At 73.1% G+C, this 15,793-nt stretch carries 16 protein-coding genes and 1 pseudogene; 8 read left to right on the forward strand and 9 right to left on the reverse strand.

The window, feature by feature from the left end; all coding sequences use genetic code 11:
* Positions 1-223: 223 nt before the first annotated feature.
* The gene (locus AC0HI0_RS14505; protein WP_480932873.1) at positions 224-703 is read left to right on the forward strand and encodes a hypothetical protein; all 480 of its coding nucleotides are present in this window, start codon (positions 224-226) and stop codon (positions 701-703) included.
* Between the two features lie 162 nt (positions 704-865).
* Here AC0HI0_RS14505 and AC0HI0_RS14510 read toward each other — a convergent pair whose 3' ends face one another.
* The 4 genes from AC0HI0_RS14510 to AC0HI0_RS14525 all read right to left on the reverse strand — a co-directional run bounded on the left by AC0HI0_RS14510 (position 866) and on the right by AC0HI0_RS14525 (position 5,552).
* Positions 866-2,707 carry an asparagine synthase-related protein gene (locus AC0HI0_RS14510; protein WP_480932874.1) on the reverse strand — a complete coding sequence of 614 codons (1,842 nt, stop codon included), beginning with the start codon at positions 2,705-2,707 and terminating at the stop codon, positions 866-868.
* Positions 2,664-2,861, reverse strand: coding sequence for a lasso RiPP family leader peptide-containing protein (locus AC0HI0_RS14515; RefSeq protein WP_480932875.1), 198 nt, complete (start codon positions 2,859-2,861; stop codon positions 2,664-2,666). Before AC0HI0_RS14515 ends, AC0HI0_RS14510 begins: the two co-directional genes overlap by 44 nt.
* Before the next feature lie 196 nt (positions 2,862-3,057).
* The gene (locus tag AC0HI0_RS14520; protein WP_480932876.1) at positions 3,058-4,938 is read right to left on the reverse strand and encodes a M48 family metalloprotease; all 1,881 of its coding nucleotides are present in this window, start codon (positions 4,936-4,938) and stop codon (positions 3,058-3,060) included.
* A gap of 71 nt (positions 4,939-5,009) precedes the next feature.
* Complete coding sequence (locus tag AC0HI0_RS14525; protein WP_480932877.1) at positions 5,010-5,552, reverse strand: hypothetical protein; 543 nt, start codon at positions 5,550-5,552, stop codon at positions 5,010-5,012.
* Between the two features lie 229 nt (positions 5,553-5,781).
* On the opposite strand from AC0HI0_RS14525, the gene AC0HI0_RS14530 reads away from it, so the two are divergent.
* The 3 genes from AC0HI0_RS14530 (at position 5,782) to AC0HI0_RS14540 (ending at position 9,043) form a co-directional block, all read left to right on the forward strand.
* Positions 5,782-6,396, forward strand: a complete 615-nt coding sequence (locus AC0HI0_RS14530) for a hypothetical protein (RefSeq protein ID WP_480932878.1) — start codon at positions 5,782-5,784, stop codon at positions 6,394-6,396.
* A 122-nt stretch (positions 6,397-6,518) separates the two neighbouring features.
* Positions 6,519-6,695: a hypothetical protein gene (locus AC0HI0_RS14535; protein WP_480932879.1), complete on the forward strand. Its 177-nt coding sequence runs from the start codon at positions 6,519-6,521 to the stop codon at positions 6,693-6,695.
* 224 nt (positions 6,696-6,919) lie between these two features.
* Positions 6,920-9,043 (forward strand): acyltransferase family protein, encoded by a 2,124-nt coding sequence (locus tag AC0HI0_RS14540; protein ID WP_480932880.1) that lies wholly within the window; start codon positions 6,920-6,922, stop codon positions 9,041-9,043.
* On the opposite strand, the gene AC0HI0_RS14545 is transcribed toward AC0HI0_RS14540, so the two are convergent.
* Entirely contained in the window at positions 9,044-9,691 is a 648-nt protein-coding gene (locus tag AC0HI0_RS14545) for a TetR/AcrR family transcriptional regulator (protein ID WP_480932881.1), read from the reverse strand. It lies immediately after the preceding gene.
* Positions 9,692-9,778: 87 nt separating this feature from the next.
* Between AC0HI0_RS14545 and AC0HI0_RS14550 the strand changes: the two genes are divergently transcribed.
* Entirely contained in the window at positions 9,779-10,627 is an 849-nt protein-coding gene (locus AC0HI0_RS14550) for an SDR family NAD(P)-dependent oxidoreductase (protein ID WP_480934301.1), read from the forward strand.
* An 18-nt stretch (positions 10,628-10,645) separates the two neighbouring features.
* Here the strand turns inward: AC0HI0_RS14550 and AC0HI0_RS14555 are convergent, their stop codons facing one another.
* Positions 10,646-11,650 (reverse strand): BUD32 family EKC/KEOPS complex subunit, encoded by a 1,005-nt coding sequence (locus AC0HI0_RS14555; RefSeq protein ID WP_480932882.1) that lies wholly within the window; start codon positions 11,648-11,650, stop codon positions 10,646-10,648.
* 176 nt (positions 11,651-11,826) lie between these two features.
* Here AC0HI0_RS14555 and AC0HI0_RS14560 point away from each other — a divergent pair, with 176 nt between their 5' ends.
* Entirely contained in the window at positions 11,827-12,201 is a 375-nt protein-coding gene (locus AC0HI0_RS14560; RefSeq protein ID WP_480932883.1) for a hypothetical protein, read from the forward strand.
* A gap of 27 nt (positions 12,202-12,228) precedes the next feature.
* Complete coding sequence (locus AC0HI0_RS14565; RefSeq protein WP_480932884.1) at positions 12,229-13,320, forward strand: LLM class flavin-dependent oxidoreductase; 1,092 nt, start codon at positions 12,229-12,231, stop codon at positions 13,318-13,320.
* 75 nt (positions 13,321-13,395) lie between these two features.
* On the opposite strand, the pseudogene AC0HI0_RS14570 reads toward AC0HI0_RS14565, so the two are convergent.
* The 3 genes and pseudogenes from AC0HI0_RS14570 to AC0HI0_RS14580 form a co-directional block, all read right to left on the reverse strand.
* Positions 13,396-13,623 (reverse strand): annotated as a pseudogene (locus tag AC0HI0_RS14570) (IS481 family transposase); the annotation flags it as partial.
* A gap of 290 nt (positions 13,624-13,913) precedes the next feature.
* Positions 13,914-14,177 carry a hypothetical protein gene (locus AC0HI0_RS14575; protein ID WP_480932885.1) on the reverse strand — a complete coding sequence of 88 codons (264 nt, stop codon included), beginning with the start codon at positions 14,175-14,177 and terminating at the stop codon, positions 13,914-13,916.
* A 171-nt stretch (positions 14,178-14,348) separates the two neighbouring features.
* Positions 14,349-15,269 carry a DUF4436 family protein gene (locus AC0HI0_RS14580; protein ID WP_480932886.1) on the reverse strand — a complete coding sequence of 307 codons (921 nt, stop codon included), beginning with the start codon at positions 15,267-15,269 and terminating at the stop codon, positions 14,349-14,351.
* Positions 15,270-15,406: 137 nt separating this feature from the next.
* Between AC0HI0_RS14580 and AC0HI0_RS14585 the strand changes: the two genes are divergently transcribed.
* A complete protein-coding gene (locus AC0HI0_RS14585; protein WP_480932887.1) occupies positions 15,407-15,754 on the forward strand; it encodes a hypothetical protein in 348 nt (115 codons plus the stop codon).
* The last annotated feature ends 39 nt before the right edge of the window (positions 15,755-15,793 follow it).

Below are 15,793 nucleotides of genomic sequence, written 5' to 3' on the forward strand. Positions count from 1 at the left end.
CCTTCCACCACCCTGACCACCGGGTACAGCCTGAGTGAGCGCTTCCGGCGGAGTACGCCGCGACCACGGGGAATCGATGCGCGAACCGCGCACTCGCCCCGATGGCCGGCGAAAAGGCATCACGTCGTGGACCTGTCTCGTCCGTCTTGACAACGACCAGGTGCACCGCCGGGTACCGGCGCAAACCAGGCCGCCGCCCGGCGGCCGTCGAGAAGGAGGGAAAATGCCAAGCAGCACAAGGAAGGCGCTCGCGGGTGTGTTCGCGGGTCTGCTCCTCGCACTCGCCGTGGCCGGCGGGACGGCCGAAGCGGCGACGAGCCTCACCACGACCGCCATCGGGGCCTCGACGCCCGCCGACCCGCCGGCGAACGGCGAGGACGAGGGTTCGCCCGGCGAACTCACCGACAGCCCGGAGGAGGCCGCCGGCGACGACTCGGCCCACCGCGACCCCGCCTACCTGGAGAAGCGGATCCAGCGGGCCGCGCTGGCCGAGGTCGGTGTCGGCGAACCCACCGGGTGCGACAACAAGTACTGGTGGTACGGCCACCGTCCGGCCCCGTGCGGCAACGACATCAGCGGACCGTGGTACACGGCCGCAACGACATCGACACGGTCGAAGGCAACGCCGGCCGAGGCCCGAACAACAAGGTCGTGCACCGGAAGCACGTGCACCCGTCCACCAGGGGTGTCGCCGGTTATGTGAGGCCCCGCAAGTAGTCCCCGCGCGGACGGGCCGGTTCCGAGGGCGTTCTCGGAACCGGCCCCCGCGCCACTGGTCGGCCGATGATGCGCCACCGGGACAGTCGCCCTCCGCAGCCGCCGACCGGACCGGACCGGGGATCCTTGCGCTGCGCGAAAACCGGGTTCAGGACGACGTCGTCGCGGTGGTGGCGGTGAGCCAGGATTCGCACGCGATGAGGTCTTCGAGCGCGTGGTGCGCCGTGGGCACGAACGGGGCCAGTTCGAGCACTCTGCGCAGACCGGCCGGCGTGACCAGGCCGTGGTCGGCGAGCGCGGACCGGGCGAACAGCTCGCGGATCGCGGGCAGGTTGCGGTGCAGGCCGCTGACGGCCTCCGGGCCGAAATCGGCTTTGGTGGACCGGTTGCGGATCACCTCGGGCAGGATGCCGCGCACCGCCTCGCTCAGCAGTTGCTTGTAGCGCCACGGCGTCGACCGCTGGTGGACCTGCACCGACAGCACGGCGGAGACCACGGCGTCGTCCAGGTACGGCAGGTCGAGGTGGACCCCCTGCTCGGCGTGCAGCGCGGTCAGCTGCCGGTAGCCGGCGGCGGTGGACCGGATCGCGAGCAGCGCCTGGTGCTGGCCCTGGTCTTCGGCCAGCGGGACGGCCTGTTCGGCGGTGCGGCGCAACGCGGCGCGGACGGCGGTGACCGCTTCCGGCGTGGCACAGGCGTGCGCCCGCAGCGGTTCGAGGCCCCAGCCGAGGGCGGGGTGCCGCGTCGGGACGGGCGGGCCGGTCAGGTGTTCCGCCTGGGACCGCCACCACTGCCGGACGCTGCCGGGCCGGGCCAGCCCGCGCACGGTCGCGGGCAGGGCCCAGCGGCCCAGCGACGTGTAGGCGCGGACGCGGCGCAACGCGCCCAGGGGCTGCCGGCGCAGCAGGCGCGCGAGGTAGCCGTGCGGTGGCAGGAACAGCTCGTCGCCGCCGTGGCCGGTCATGTGGTGGCGCGAGCCGCGTTCGGCCAGCACCCGGGCGATGTGGCGTTCCTGGGCGTCGGTGCGGGCGCAGGCGGTCGGCTGGTCGGCGTCGATCCCCCGCGCCGGGTCGGTGTAGAGGGCCGGCAGCTCGGCCGGGTCGAGCACGAGGTGCCGCGCGTCGGGCAGCGCGCCGATGGCGTGGCCGGCGAACACCGCGTCGTCGTTGTGCGGGTCGGTGTCGGCGACGCGGACGGTCGTCAGGTCGGGGGTGCGGTGGTGCGTGGCGAGGAAGCACAACGAGGTCGAGTCCAGACCTCCGGACAGGTCCGCGCTGAGCTTGTCGGGCCGCACGGCGATCGCCCGCACCAGGGCTTCGCGCACCGCTTCGGCACCGGCTTCCAGCGGCGCGGCGGGGTCGGGCGGGGTCCACCAGCGCTCCACCCGTGCGTTGCGCTGACCGAGCACCACGCAGTGACCGGGTGGCACGGCGGTCACGCCGCACCACATGCTGCGGTCGCCCAGCGGGGCCGGGACGCTGTCGCCGCAGACCACCCGGACCGCCAGCGCCTCGGCGTCGACACCGGCCCCGGTGAGGGAGGCGAGCAGGTCGGCGCGGTCGGCGGCGATCGGCACCCCCCGCACGGTGGCGTGCACGACGACGCGGAGACCGGCGAGCGTGCCCTGCACCCGGACCCGGCCGTCGACCGCGGCGATCAGGTGGGCGCTGCCCGGCAACGCGCGCGCGACCCGGTCGACGTCGCCGATCGACCGGACCAGGCCGGCGAGTTCGACCAGCCGCGCCGGGTGGACCGGGCAGTACCCGACCACCACCAGGCGCACCGCGCCGACGACCGCCGACGCGATCGGCTCGGGCGCTCCCCACCGCACCACCAGCGGGCGGCCGGAGCGGTGCCACGCCACCGGGACACCGCCGGACGACGTCCCCACCACCTGGCCGGCGGCGGGGACGTCGGACAAGACGACGAAACCACGCATCCCGGTGTCAGTGGTGCCGACGGCGCCGACGGTCGTGGCCGTGCGGCCCATGGCCCATGGTGTCCTTGGCGAACGTCCCGACCTCGACGAGCAGCGGACGCTGGTACGGCCGCAAGGGCTTCGTCGGCGTCACATCCTTGGTGGTAGCCACAATCAACCTCCGATGTCGCGGAGCCCGTCCACAACGGACGGATCCCGGGACCATCGTCGGGCACCGCCGGCACCACCACCAGGACACCCGTGCCGATCCACCCTCCCGAACCGGGCGTGTCCGCCGTTGGCACCGCGACGACCCCACCCGGTCACCAGGACCGACCCCCGACCGAGCGACCGGCCCCCACCGGGACACCCCGAACGTGACGCCCGATCCCCCGGCCGGCCGGGCAGGTGCGGCTTCGGGCTCAGGCCACCGGATCGGCGTGGACGGGGCTCCCGGCGGGCACGACGGCTTCCGCGCCCCGGACGCGGTCGCGCACCAGGGCCGTGGCGGCGGCCACGACGTAGAGCCCGGCGGCCAGGATGCCCAGCGACGGCACGAGGTAGTAGTACAGGGCCTCCGACGGGTAGGCGAACCTGAGCGGCAGCACCAGGGCGATCGTCGCGGTCGCGAGCCACGACGCGGCGACCCCCAGCCCGAGTCCCGCGCGCTGCCGCACCAGGACCAGCGCCACGGCGACCGCCAGCCCGGTCGCGGCGGCCAGCAGCACGTCGGTCCGCTGCTGCTCGGCCACGTTGTCCAGGGTGGCGGGCTCGACGAGCCACAACCGCGTTCCCGACACCACGACCACGACCGCGGCCGTCACCGCGAGCAGCCTCAGCCGGATGCCCTTGCTCCACCACCAGATCCCGGCGGCGGCGACGAGCTGACCTGTCAGCAGCCACCAGGACGGGACCAGCACCAGGTGTTCCAGGAACACTTCCCAGCCGACGCCGAGCATCACCGCCGACGCCTGGACCGAGGTGATCGCCCCGATGAACAGGACCGCGACCAGCGTTGCCGCCCATCCCGGCACCGGCCCGCCGCCGTACCGCCGGCGCACGGCGGCCACGCCCGCGCACAGCGCCGACGTGCCGACCAATGCGACCGGGAGGACGACCCACCACGAGGCGGTGGTGGCGTCCTTCCACGGCAGGCCGTCCTCGGTCAGCGCGAGGGCGAGCCCCACCAGCGCCCCGACCGGCAGGCCGAGCGCGTCCACCAGGCGGGTGCGCCACGGGCGCCGGTCGTCCGCGCCCGCCGCCCGCCAGACGGCGGTGCCCCAGGCGTACCCGAGCAGACCGCCGGGGATCAGCGCGACCGCGAGGCTGGACAACGTGATCGACAGGTTCGGGTCCTCGACACCGCTGAACAGCGGCGTGAGGTAGGACGTCCCGACCAGCAGGACGTTGCCCGCCAACGCGCCGAAGGCGAGCCCTTCGACGCCCCGGGCCTGCCCGAGGTGTCCGGGGTCGCGCACCACGGCGAGCCGTCGGGCGAACGACGGGTGCAGGGCCGACAGCCGCCGTGCCCTCGACGCCGCCACGTCGCGTCCCCGGCCCAGGAGCGCGAGCAACGCGAGGCGGTGCTCGACGTCGCGCGTCGACAACAGGTCGGCTTCGTGCTCGCGCGAACGCAGCACGCTGCGGGACACGAACCACACCAACGCCAGCAGCAGCGCGGACCGGATCGCGTAGTCCCGGTAGTACTCGTTCCAGAAGTTGTGGGTGGTGCCCGACAACAGGTCCACCGCCAGGCTGATCGCGGGCGGGAGGGCCAGGATCACCGGGGTCGCCCACCACACCCCCCGGGTCAGCCAGACCCGGCCGGCGTCGCCCGCGACCACGTGGGCGCACTCGTGGCGCAGCAAGGCGTTCGCCTCTTCCGGCGGCAGCGCCATGATCCCGTTGGGCAGCACGATCCGCGCCCTGCGCCGGATCCGCACGGTGAACGCCTCACGGGCCGCCGAGGCGAACTCGACCAGCGGGACCTCCCGGCCGCCCATCGACCGCACGGCCTCCGCTGCGGCCCGCTGCCAGCGCTCGCCCGCCGGACGGACCCGGCCGAGCCGCCGGTACATCCGGGCGGGCAGCAGGCGCAACAGCCCGACACCGACGAGCACCGCCCCCAGGCCGCCGCCGAGCGAGCACAGCACCCGCAGCCGTTCCACCCCCGCGATGCACAGCCCGAAGGTGTTGTCCGCCGGATCGCGCCCTGCCGACTGCGCAAGGCACGCCTGCACCACCGGGACCCAGCCACGGTAGAAATGGTTGTACAGCAGGTTTCCGGCGACGATCGCCGCCACGACCGGAACCCCGATCAGCAGCGCGTAACGCGCGCGGGTCGGTCCCGTCGATCTCGGTAACCCGGGCTCGGTCACGTCGAGGGCCCGCCCGCCGGGCGGTCGTCCGCCGAATGGCCTTGCGCCGTCCGGTCTTCGGCCGGTTTGCCCGTGACGAGTTCCGCCACGACGTGCCGCGCGACCGAACGCGCGGTCTCCTCGTCCGCGCCCACGACGACCAGGTTCACCGTGATCGTCGTGATGACCTGGCCGCTCTCGACGTCGTCGAGGCCCACCCGGGCACCTTCGCCGTCACGGCGTCGTGCCCAGACCCGTTTGAGCCACTGCCGGACGGAGTCCACCACGCCTTCGGTGGCCTTCTCGACCAGCACGCCGGCGACCATGCCCGCAGCGGTGAGCACGTAGGGGGTGACCGCCGCCAACTCGATCCCGATCCCGACCGGGGCCCTCAACCGCACCCCGCGCACCGTGCCGTCCGGATCGGCCGCGTAGTCGACCAGGATGTCCTCGAACGCCTCCGATTCCGAGTCGAAGTGCTCGCGCACCACCGCACGCGCCAGCTCCACCGCCTCGCCGGACAGGGCCTGGGCCGGAGCGGGCACCTCGCGCTGGGTCATCGACATCCTCCACCGGGGTCGGCGAACGAAGACCGGAAATTCCGCATGCGGTCGAATTCGAGGAGCCGAATTCGAAACACTCTCCCAGAGAGCCGCATTCCGCGCCACGGTCCACGGGTGGCGTACCGCCCGCAGCGGCACGCCCGGCCGCCGTGCAGTTGGTCCGCCGGAGTGCGGTCCTTCACCCCATCGTCACCCGCCGTGCGCTCACGACACCGAAGATCGGGCGGTGATCCGCACCGCCGTCGCCGCAGCGACCGTCTTCCTGCTGGTGGGCTGCACCGCCCAGCCGCGCCCGGACTGGCGCGCGGACCCGGAAGGTCCCGCTGTGGAGCAGACGACCGGGCAACCGACGACCACGCGCGCCGCCAAGCCGGCACCGTCCGCGACGACCTCCGCCGCGCGCAGGCCCACCACCACGACGACCACCCCGCCGCCCGGCCCGTGCCTGCTCAAGGACCTGCGCCCGCAGGACGGCGACCCGCGCTGGCACAAGCGGTGGGTGGACGCCAGCCTGGACCGCCCCGCCGAGCAAGGCGTCGTGGAGTACGAAATCCGGATGATCAACCTCCGCAACGAGTCGTGCACCATCGGCGGTCGGGTCGACATCCGGTTCGAGAACGCGCGGGTGCAGCTGGTCCAGCTGCCCGGCCCGACACCGGAACTCCTGCTCACCACCGACGACGCCGCCGCGTTCACGGTCCACTACGACTACTGCCCGTACGAGAAGCAGGACTACCGGATGAAGCTGCCGGACGGTCAAGACGCCGGGCACCGGTGGCTGCCGGCGTGCCCGTCGGCCCGCGTCACCATCACGCCGCTCAAACTCGAAAAGGTCGACTGACGATTTCCGGACCGCACCCGCCGGATAGGTGTGCACATGGGCGTGCTGCGGCGGCGCTCGCCGGGCGACGTCCGGGAGCCGGCGGCGACCGTCGAACCGCCGCGTTGATCCCGGAGACCGGGGTGGCGAAGTGGGAGCCGGCCGAGCACCCCGCGCTGCGACCCGACCCTGCCGCTGAACGCGCCGTGCCGGAGCTGTTGACGGCAAACGAGTACAGCCTGAGCACCGCCGCCGCGAGCAATCCGGCCCTCGCCGAGCACCCCGCCCGCGAACGGCTCGCCACCCGCGCGGCTGCATGACGCACCGCCTGCGGACGCCGGGCGCGACCTGACCACGCCAAGGGCGACCGTGACCGTCCGTGCCGATACCGGCACGCCCAGTGCCGCACACGGTCGCAAAGGCGTGCGGTGGCAGGAATTCCGGCCGTGATTTCCGTCCTTCGCCGGGTTCCGCAGCGCTTTCGTTCTCGTAGACTGCCCGCCCGGACCGAACCGACCCCCGGGGTCAGGATCTGGGGAGCACGATGACAGCCGAAACGCACGCTGCGGCGACCGCTGCCGCGCCTGCGACGAACTCCCCTGCGCCGAGAAGGGCGTTCCGGAGCGACATCCAGGCGCTGCGCACCGTCGCGGTGCTGGCCGTCGTGCTCAACCACCTGTGGCCGACCCGGCTGACCGGCGGTTACGTCGGCGTGGACGTCTTCTTCGTGATCTCCGGCTTCCTGATCAGCTCCCACCTCGACCGGGAGATCGTGCGCACCGGCCGGGTCCGCCTGGCCCGGTTCTACGCGCGCCGGATCCGCCGACTGCTGCCCGCCGCGTTCCTGGTGCTGGGCGTCAGCCTCGTCGCGGCCTACCTCCTGCTGCCGTACGGGCGCTGGGAGAGCAACGTCCACGAGGCGCTGGCCAGCGCGTTGTACGCGGAGAACTGGCTGCTGGCGGTGAACTCGGTCGACTACTCCGCGTTCACGGCGGTCGCGAGCCTGTCCCAGCACTACTGGTCGCTGTCCGTGGAGGAGCAGTTCTACCTGCTGTGGCCGTTGTTGCTGGTGTGGTTGTTCAAGATCAAGCAGCGCAAGGCCCAGATCATCGGCGTCTGCGCGGTGGGCGCGGCCTCGCTCGCCTTCTGCGTCTACTTCACCGAGGTCGCCAAGAGCCAGGCGTACTTCGTCACCCCCGCCCGGGTGTGGGAGTTCGCGATCGGGGCGCTGATCGCGTTCGGCGGGGCGCGGCTCGCGCTGCCCCGCGTCGCCGCCGGGCTCGCCGCGTTCGCGGGCCTGGTGATGATCGTCGGCTCGGCCGTGCTGTTCGACCACCACACGGCGTTCCCCGGCTTCCTCGCGCTGGTGCCGACCGTGGGCACGGCGCTGGTGATCCTCGCGGGCACCGGGGGCGGGCGCCAGTGGCACACCCCGCTGTCGGCCTCGGCACCGGTGCAGTTCCTCGGCGACATCAGCTACTCCCTGTACCTGTGGCACTGGCCGCTCATCGTCCTCGCGCCGTTCGCGTTCGCGGGCACCCTGGACGAGGGCCGGCTGACCTTCGCCCACCGGCTGGGGGTCCTGGGGGCCGCGATCGGGCTGGCCTGGCTGTCGAAGGTGCTGGTCGAGCAGCGCGGCATCACCTGGGCGCCGCTGGCGGACAGCACCCGCCGGACGTTCGCCGCGATGGTCGCCGGGATCCTCGCCGTCGGCCTGGTCTCGGGCGGCCTGCTGTGGACCTACCACCGGCACGTCGCCCACGCGGCCGAGGAACTCGCCGCGCAGGCGCTGACCGAGTGCCACGGCGCGGCCGCGCTGTTCCCCGGGCGGACCTGCCCGGACCCGTTCGGGCCCGCCAAGACCACCGAACTCGGCCCGGCCAACGCGCCCTGGGGTGCGGGCGCGGGCTCGTGCACGGCCGTCGACCGGCACGTGGTGGCCGGTCGCAACACCACCTCCCGGTGCGACTTCAGCGGTGGCAGCCCCGATCCGGCCGAGGTGTGGCTGGTCGGGGACTCGCACGGCGAGCAGTGGCAGGCCCCGCTGCTCGACCTGGCGCGCGAGCGCAAGTGGGTGCTCAACATGAGCCTGCTGGGCGGCTGCCCGTTCGCGAAGGTCCCGTTCGTCGGCTACCAGGGCGTCGACTCGCCCGAGGAGGCCAAGCGCTGCACGGACTGGGTCGCCGAGGTGGCCTCGGAGGTCACCCGGTCCACCCCCGACACCGTCTTCATGTCCTTCTACGCCCGCCAGCAGCTCGCCCGCGACAACTCGGGCCGCACCCAGGCCGAGTACTACCGCGACGGCCTCGACCCGTACTGGAAGCAGTGGACCGACCAGGGTGCCGAGGTGGTCGTGCTGGGCGACCCGCCGCTCAACGGCGAGGTCCGGGCGCTGGACTGCATCGGGCTCAACCCGCGCAACCCGGCGGTGTGCGCGGTGGACCGGATCCGCGCCCAGCCCGTCGACCCGTTGGCGGAGGCCGCGCGGTCGACCGGGAACACCCGGGTCACCTACGTCGACACCACCGACTACTTCTGCGACGAGCGCAAGTGCTACGGCGTGGTCGGCGGCGTGGTCGTCTACTACGACGGCAACCACCTCAACCGCGAGTTCAGCCGCACCCTGCGGCCCGTCATCGCCGAAGCGCTCGGAGCCGCACCCCGGTAGCTACCTCGTCGCACCCTCCTGCGCGACCACGCGGACGAGGGTGTCGACGAGTTCGTCGGCCGTGGTGAGCCACTTGTCCGCAGCGAGGTGGCCGCTGAGTTCCATGCCCGCGATGCCGTGGGCACCGGCCAGCAGCAGGGCACCGCGGTGCCGTGCGTCCCGCTCCCCCACCAGGCCCGCGACGACGGCCAGGAACTCGTCCTGGAACCGTTCGGCCGCGCGGACGGCCGCAGCCGGGTCGCCCTCCGGCCCGCACAGCTGACGCCGGACGCGCTCGAACCCGTCGCCGCGTTCCCCGGGAGCGCGTCCGGGCCGCCGGAACAGCAGTTGGTACAGGTGCGGCCGGTCCTGGCCGACGCCGATGAGGGCGCGCAGGGCGCCGCGCAGCTTCTCGGCGGGCGAGAGGGCCGGGTCGGTCCGCAGGGCGTGCACCCGGTCGCCGATCCCTTCCCAGCTCTCCGCCGCGACGGCGGTGAGCAGGCTGTCCTTGTCCGCGAAGTGCCGGTACGGCGCTCCCCGCGTCACGCCCGCCCGCGCGCCCACCTCGCGCACGGTGACCGCTTCGGGCCCGCCGAGGTCGAGCAGTTCGGCCGCCGCGTCGAGCAGCGCGCGGCGGGTGGCGGCGGCGGACTCCGCACGGGTGACCATGACGCCCAGCATACAGTTGACGATGTCATCTGAACTGGTAGCGTCAGTGAGGTGACAACGTCATCCGAAAATCGGGACTTGATCGTCGTGACCGGGGCCTCCACCGGCCTGGGCGCGGCCACCGCCCGCGAACTCGCCCGCCGGGGTTTCCACGTCCTGGCCGGCGTGCGACGCGAACGTGACGCCGACGCCGTCCGGGCCGCCGGCGTCGAGCCGGTCATCCTCGACATCACCGACGCCGGGCACGTGGCGGCGCTCGCCGCACGGGTCGCCGACGGCCCCGGCCCGCTGCGCGCGGTGGTCAACAACGCGGGCATCCAGGTGAACGGGCCGGTCGAAGCCCTGCCGATGGCGCAGTGGCGGCGGGTGTTCGAGGTCAACCTGTTCGGCCACGTCGCCGTCACCCGGGCACTCCTGCCCGCCCTGCTGCGCAGCCGGGGGCGCGTGATCAACATCAGCTCGATCGGCGGCAAGGTCGCCATGGCCACCTACGGCGCGTACGCCGGCGCGAAGTTCGCCCTGGAGGCGGTCAGCGACTCGCTGCGCCGGGAGGTCGCGCCGCTGGGCGTCCAGGTCGTCGTGGTCGAGCCCGGCGGCATCCGCACGGAGATGGCCGCCCGGGGCATCTCGACGGCGCAAGACCTCGCGACCCGGATGACACCGGAGCAGGACGAGCGCTACGGCGACCTGGTCCGGGCGACCAACACCCTGATGGCCTCGGGCACCGCGTCGGGCGTGACGGCCGACGCCGCCGCCCGCGTCGTCGCGAAGGCCGTAACGGCCCGCAAGCCGCGCACCCGCTACACCATCGGCCGGGACGCCGCCCTGATCACCCGCCTGGCCCGGGTCCTGCCGGACCGCGCGCTCGACCTCGCCGCCGCCGCCAACCTCCGCCGGCACCACCCGAGGGGAGCCGCACCCGCGCACGGCGGATGACCGGGGTTTCGAACTGCCTTACGCGACGGGGTATTCCGCGTGGATCTCGCCGTCGAACAACCTCCAGTAGAACGCGTTCATCCTCGCGGCGGCGGGCGCGTGGCGGGCCAGGATCCCGGCCACGACCGGCGGCACGTCGTCCGGGACGTGCCCGGCGGCGCACCGGCGGACGTACTCGTTGCGGGCGACCGGGCCGCCGCTCCCGGGCACCCGCACGCCGCAGACGTCGGTCACCAGCCAGTTGACCAGGCGCATGGCGGCGTACTCGGCGTCGTGGCCGGCGTGGCGGCCGACGAAGTCGCGTTCGTCGGCCGACAGGTCGAAGTGCGGCGAGGTCACCAGCCCGAAGTCGGCGAGACAGATCCGGTCCCCGTCGGTGCGCATGTTGCCGAGGTGCCCGTCCATGTGCAGCAGCCCGCGCTCGCGCAGGAACGTCACGATGTGCGCGAACTGCCGCTCGACGTCGGCGGCCTTGCCCACCGGGTCCTCGCGCAGCCAGTCCTCCAGCGGGCGCGGGACGTACTCGCAGAACAGCACCAGGCTGTGCGACGCGGCGACGAGCGCTTCGAGCCGGGCGCGCACCTCCGGGCTCCCGCCGAGCGCGGCGACGACCGCGTCCGTGTCGGCGTGCTCGGCCGCGACCGGCGAACGGCCAGGCAGCACCCGCCAGTGGTGCAGCAGCGGGAACGAGCGGGTCTCGCCGGCCAGCACGGCGTCGGTGAGGATCCGGTTGGCCGCCAGCTCGCGCCACGCGTTGAACCCCGGCGTGACCACGCCGTACTGGCAGTACGCGGGCAGGTCGAACAGGTTCGCGGTGGACTCCGGGTGGGCCAGTTCCCGGTCGGTCAACGGGATCTGCTTGACGAACACCGGCACGCCGTCGACCTCCAGGACCGCCGACCCGCCGCCCGCACCCGCGTCGTTGGCCCGGCCCGCGTCCACGAGCGCGGCCAGCTCGACGTCGTCGCACGAAGCCAGGAAAGCCGACAGTTCGCGGTGGCGGGTGTTCGCGGTAGTCGTCATGACACCACAGTGCCGGCGACCTGGTGGAGTTCGGGCGCGGCCCGCATCGGGCGCACCGGATTCGGGGCACCGCACAGGGGTGCGGCGACTATCCTCGGCCGGCACGAGGAGGTGCGGTGATCGCGCTTGCGACGAGATCACCGCAGGTGTTTCCGTCGACCAGAGGGGAGCCGGACGTGAGCTTCTCCGGCCACACGCGCCGAGCCGGCGACCGCACCGTGCCGCTGCCGCACCGGGTGACGGCGTTGCGGTCGTCCGTCCGCGCGTTCCCCGCCGCTCCCTACGCCGAGACGCTGCAGTACCTGCGGCAGGTGGCCGGGCCGTTCGAGCAGGACGAGCAGGCGCTGGACGCGGCCTTGGAGCTGCTCATCCTGCTGCGCAACCGGTGGACGGCCCAACGTGAGACCTACGCCGCCGCGCGTCGCACCGAGAAGCAGCGCGGTGTCCGCACACCGCACGAGAGCACGGCGTCGGACGGCACCGACGAACTGGACCTGTCCCGACTCCACACGTCGTTCGACCCGCCGGCGGGCGACGACGTGAAGTCGTAGCGGCACTTCGCGACGAAAGGACGCCCGGTGAAGGCGATCGTGGACGGCAAGGGCTTCAAGCTTGGCCTGTTCGGGGCGAACTGCTCGTCGGGCATGGCCGCGACCTCGGTCCCCGAGCGGTGGTCCGGGAGTTGGGCGGACAACCTGCGGCTCGCGGTCCGGGCCGACGACGTCGGCATCGACTTCCTGCTGCCCGCCGCCCGCTGGAAGGGCTACGGCGGGCGCGGCGGCTTCCACGACGAAGCCCTCGACCCGACGACGTCGGGCGCCGGGCTCCTGGCCCGGACCAGCCGCCTGGTCGTGTTCTCCACGCTCCACACCGCCTTCCACCACCCGGTCGGCGCGGCCAAGCAACTGGCCACGCTCGACCAGATCGGCCAGGGGCGGGCCGGGATCAACATCGTGGCGGGCTGGCACAAACCCGAGTACGACGCCTTCGGCACCGAACTGCCCGACAGCCACGACGACCGCTACGCGCTGGCCCAGGAGTGGTGGGACGTCGTGCGGACCATCTGGGCACACCAGGGCCCCTTCGACCACGACGGCCGGTTCTTCCGCCTCCGCGACGTCGAGGGGCTGCCCGGCCCGTACGACGGTCCGCTCCCGGTGATCAACGCGGGTTTGTCGGACCAGGGGCGCGGCTTCGCCACCCGCAACGCCGACATCGCGTTCACCATCGTCGCGGGTCCGGAGGACGGCGAGGTGGTCGTGCGCGGGCTGGCCGAGCGGGCACGGCGGCAGCACGGCCGGGCGGTCGGCGTGTTCACACCGGCCCACGTGGTGTGCCGCCCGACCCGCCGCGAAGCCGAGGACTACCTGCACCACTACGCCCACGACCACGCGGACTGGGAAGCGGTCGACAACCTCATGCGCCTGCAAGGGCTGCACGCGAAGTCCTTCACGCCGGAGATGCTCGCCACCTTCCGGAGCCGGTTCGCCGCCGGCCACGGGACGTGCCCGCTGATCGGGAGCCCCGACGACGTCGCGGCGCAGATCGCGCGCTTCCACCAGGCCGGGTTCGCCGGGATGGCGCTGAGCTTCGTCGACTACTTCACCGAGCTGGGCTACTTCGCCCAGGAGGTGCTCCCCCGCCTGCACGCCCGGGGCGTCCGCACCTGAGCCGGCGGCCCGTCGTGCGTCGCAGCGCGCCCCGGGTGGGTGCGGACCGACGTGGTCGACTCCCGGCGGGAAGGGCTAGCTGTACTGCCCGGTGAGGTTGGGGACGCGGTGGGCTGGTGGTCGGCCGCCCGGTGCGGTGTGGCTGCGGTGGTGATTGCAGGTGTGCTGCCGGCGCGGCAGTGCCGTCCGGCGTTCGGTTTCGGACAGGTGGGGCCGGTGGGGGCGGGTGCGTTGGTGGGTGATGCCGCCGGCGGCGAGGGGGTCGCGCCACAGGCGTGGGCGGTGGCACGAGCCGGCTGTGGTCGTCCACGGCGTTGTGCGGGTAGGAGCAGCCCGGGTTCGGGCGACCGTGGACCGTGCGGGGCCGGGCGGGGTCGCGGTGGGCGGAGCTGTTGCGGCCGCCGGTCGTCCACGACGCACCGGGCCGGGCGCGGCCTGCCGGTCGGGGTCGGTGGTGCGTCAGCGTGGGCCACGAGGGCCTCCGTCGGCCGGTGCAGGACGTCGCAATCCACACCGAACCCGGAGGCCCTCCCTCATCCCGAGATCATCCGACCGGGGCGTCGGACCGTTCACAACCTCCCAAGGCAGTACACCTAGTCCTTGCGGGCCTGGCAGGCGCGCAACGCCCACTCCTGCCGGCCGTACTCGTCGCGGAAGACCCGGTAGCAGGCCGTGATGGAGGTCGATTCGCAGGCTTCGTGGGCGATCCACGGGTCCGCGTCGTTGCCGACCGCGATGTCCATGCATTCGCCGAAGCCGCGTGGTGCGGTGGTCGCGGCGGCCACCTGGGGTACCAGGACGCCGGCGACCACCAGCGCCAACCCGACCAGCGAACTCCGTGCCACGAGTGCCTTCACCCTGTCCTCCAGAACGTCGTGCCTGCTCGGAACCACGCGACGAGTAGACGCAACTCCCGTGCGCCCCGCCATCGGTGGGGGCGGAATCACCTGCCCCGGTGGCCGAGGTCGCCGCGAGGGGGGACGTCGCGCGGGCCGGGATCACGCACCGTGTCGACGGCCGGCCGGGGGTCAGTCCTGCTCGGCGTTGCGCAGCCAGGAGACCGAGGCGACGACCATGCACACGGTGGTGATGAGCAGCGCCCAGAAGAAGACGATGAAGTCGCTGAGCGTGCCCACCGGCGGGGTGTTGGGCATGGAGTTGCGGATGCCGGGGACGGCGAACAGCAGTGCGGCCAGCGAGGCCAGGGTGGGGAAGCCGACCTTCTTCAGCGAGACGGCGCGGGCGACCATGCCGACGGTGACCACGACGAGCATGAACAGCACGCACATCAGCCCGATGGCGAACACCATGACCGACACCGACCGGTGGGCCTGGATGTCGAGCAGGATGCTGCCGTCGCGCGAGTCGGGCCGCATGCTGGAGGTGACGTGCCAGTCGTGCAGCGACGCCTGGAACACCAAGGCGGCGGGGACGGGTCGGCGGGCGTCGTCGAAGACGCTGATCTCCAGCGGGATGTCGTGGCCGTCGAACGGGTACAGCGAGGTGTCGCCGCTCGCGGTGAGCCTCAGGTCGTGCAACGGCATCCGCCGCCCGGCCTCGTAGGTCTCCACGGGTTCGGAGCCGATGTCGTCGATCTCGATCTGGACCGTCCGGGTCAACGAGCCGTCCGGGGCCCGCAACGCGCCCTCCGGCCGGTAGGCGAGCCGCACCTGGTAGGCGCCCCGGATCGGGTCCACGTCCAGCACGCTCGCCTCGATGACCAACCGGTCCGGGCCGGCGGAACTGCCCGGCGTGTAGGAGATCCGGCTCCCGTCGCCGGTGCTGCTGAAGGTCACCAGCATCACCGCGTAGGCGATGGTCATCACCACCAGCGCCGTGATCACCAGCACGACGCGCGACCGCCGCTTCGACGGTGCCTGCCCGGGCGGTTCGGACGACGTGGCCTGGCGGGGAACGGACGGCGTGGAACGACTGGTGTCGGCGGTCATGCCCGTCACGAGTAGCGGGACGCCTGGGCCGTCGCCACCCGGTTCCTCCTTGCGGGACCGCCGGTTCACAAGATCGGGCGACGCGGGGCGGTCGAATCGGGTTGCGGGCGGCGGGGCCGGGCTCCGATGCTCTGGCGATGGGCGTGTTGGACGCGATCGCGGCTCGGGTCGCGCAAGGCTCGACCGTGCGGTTCCGGCCGAGCGGCTCCTCCATGGTGCCGTTGATCCGCAGCCGCCAGGAGGTGACCGTCGCGCCGGTCGACCCGGCCCGGGTCGAGGTGGGCGACATCGTGCTCGCCAGGGTCGCCGGCGCGACCTACCTGCACCTCGTCGTCGCGGTCGACGGCCACCGGGTCCAGATCGGCAACAACCGCGGCCGGATCAACGGGTGGACCGACCACGGCCGCGTCTTCGGCCTCTGCCTGGAAGTCGACGGCGTCCCCCGCCGCAACACCGCTGGCAAGGTGCGCCCCGGCACCTCGTGAACCGGCCCGACCGGGGCCACGACCCGGCTCAACACCTGG

The organism is Saccharothrix sp. NBAS 001, assembly GCF_056640475.1.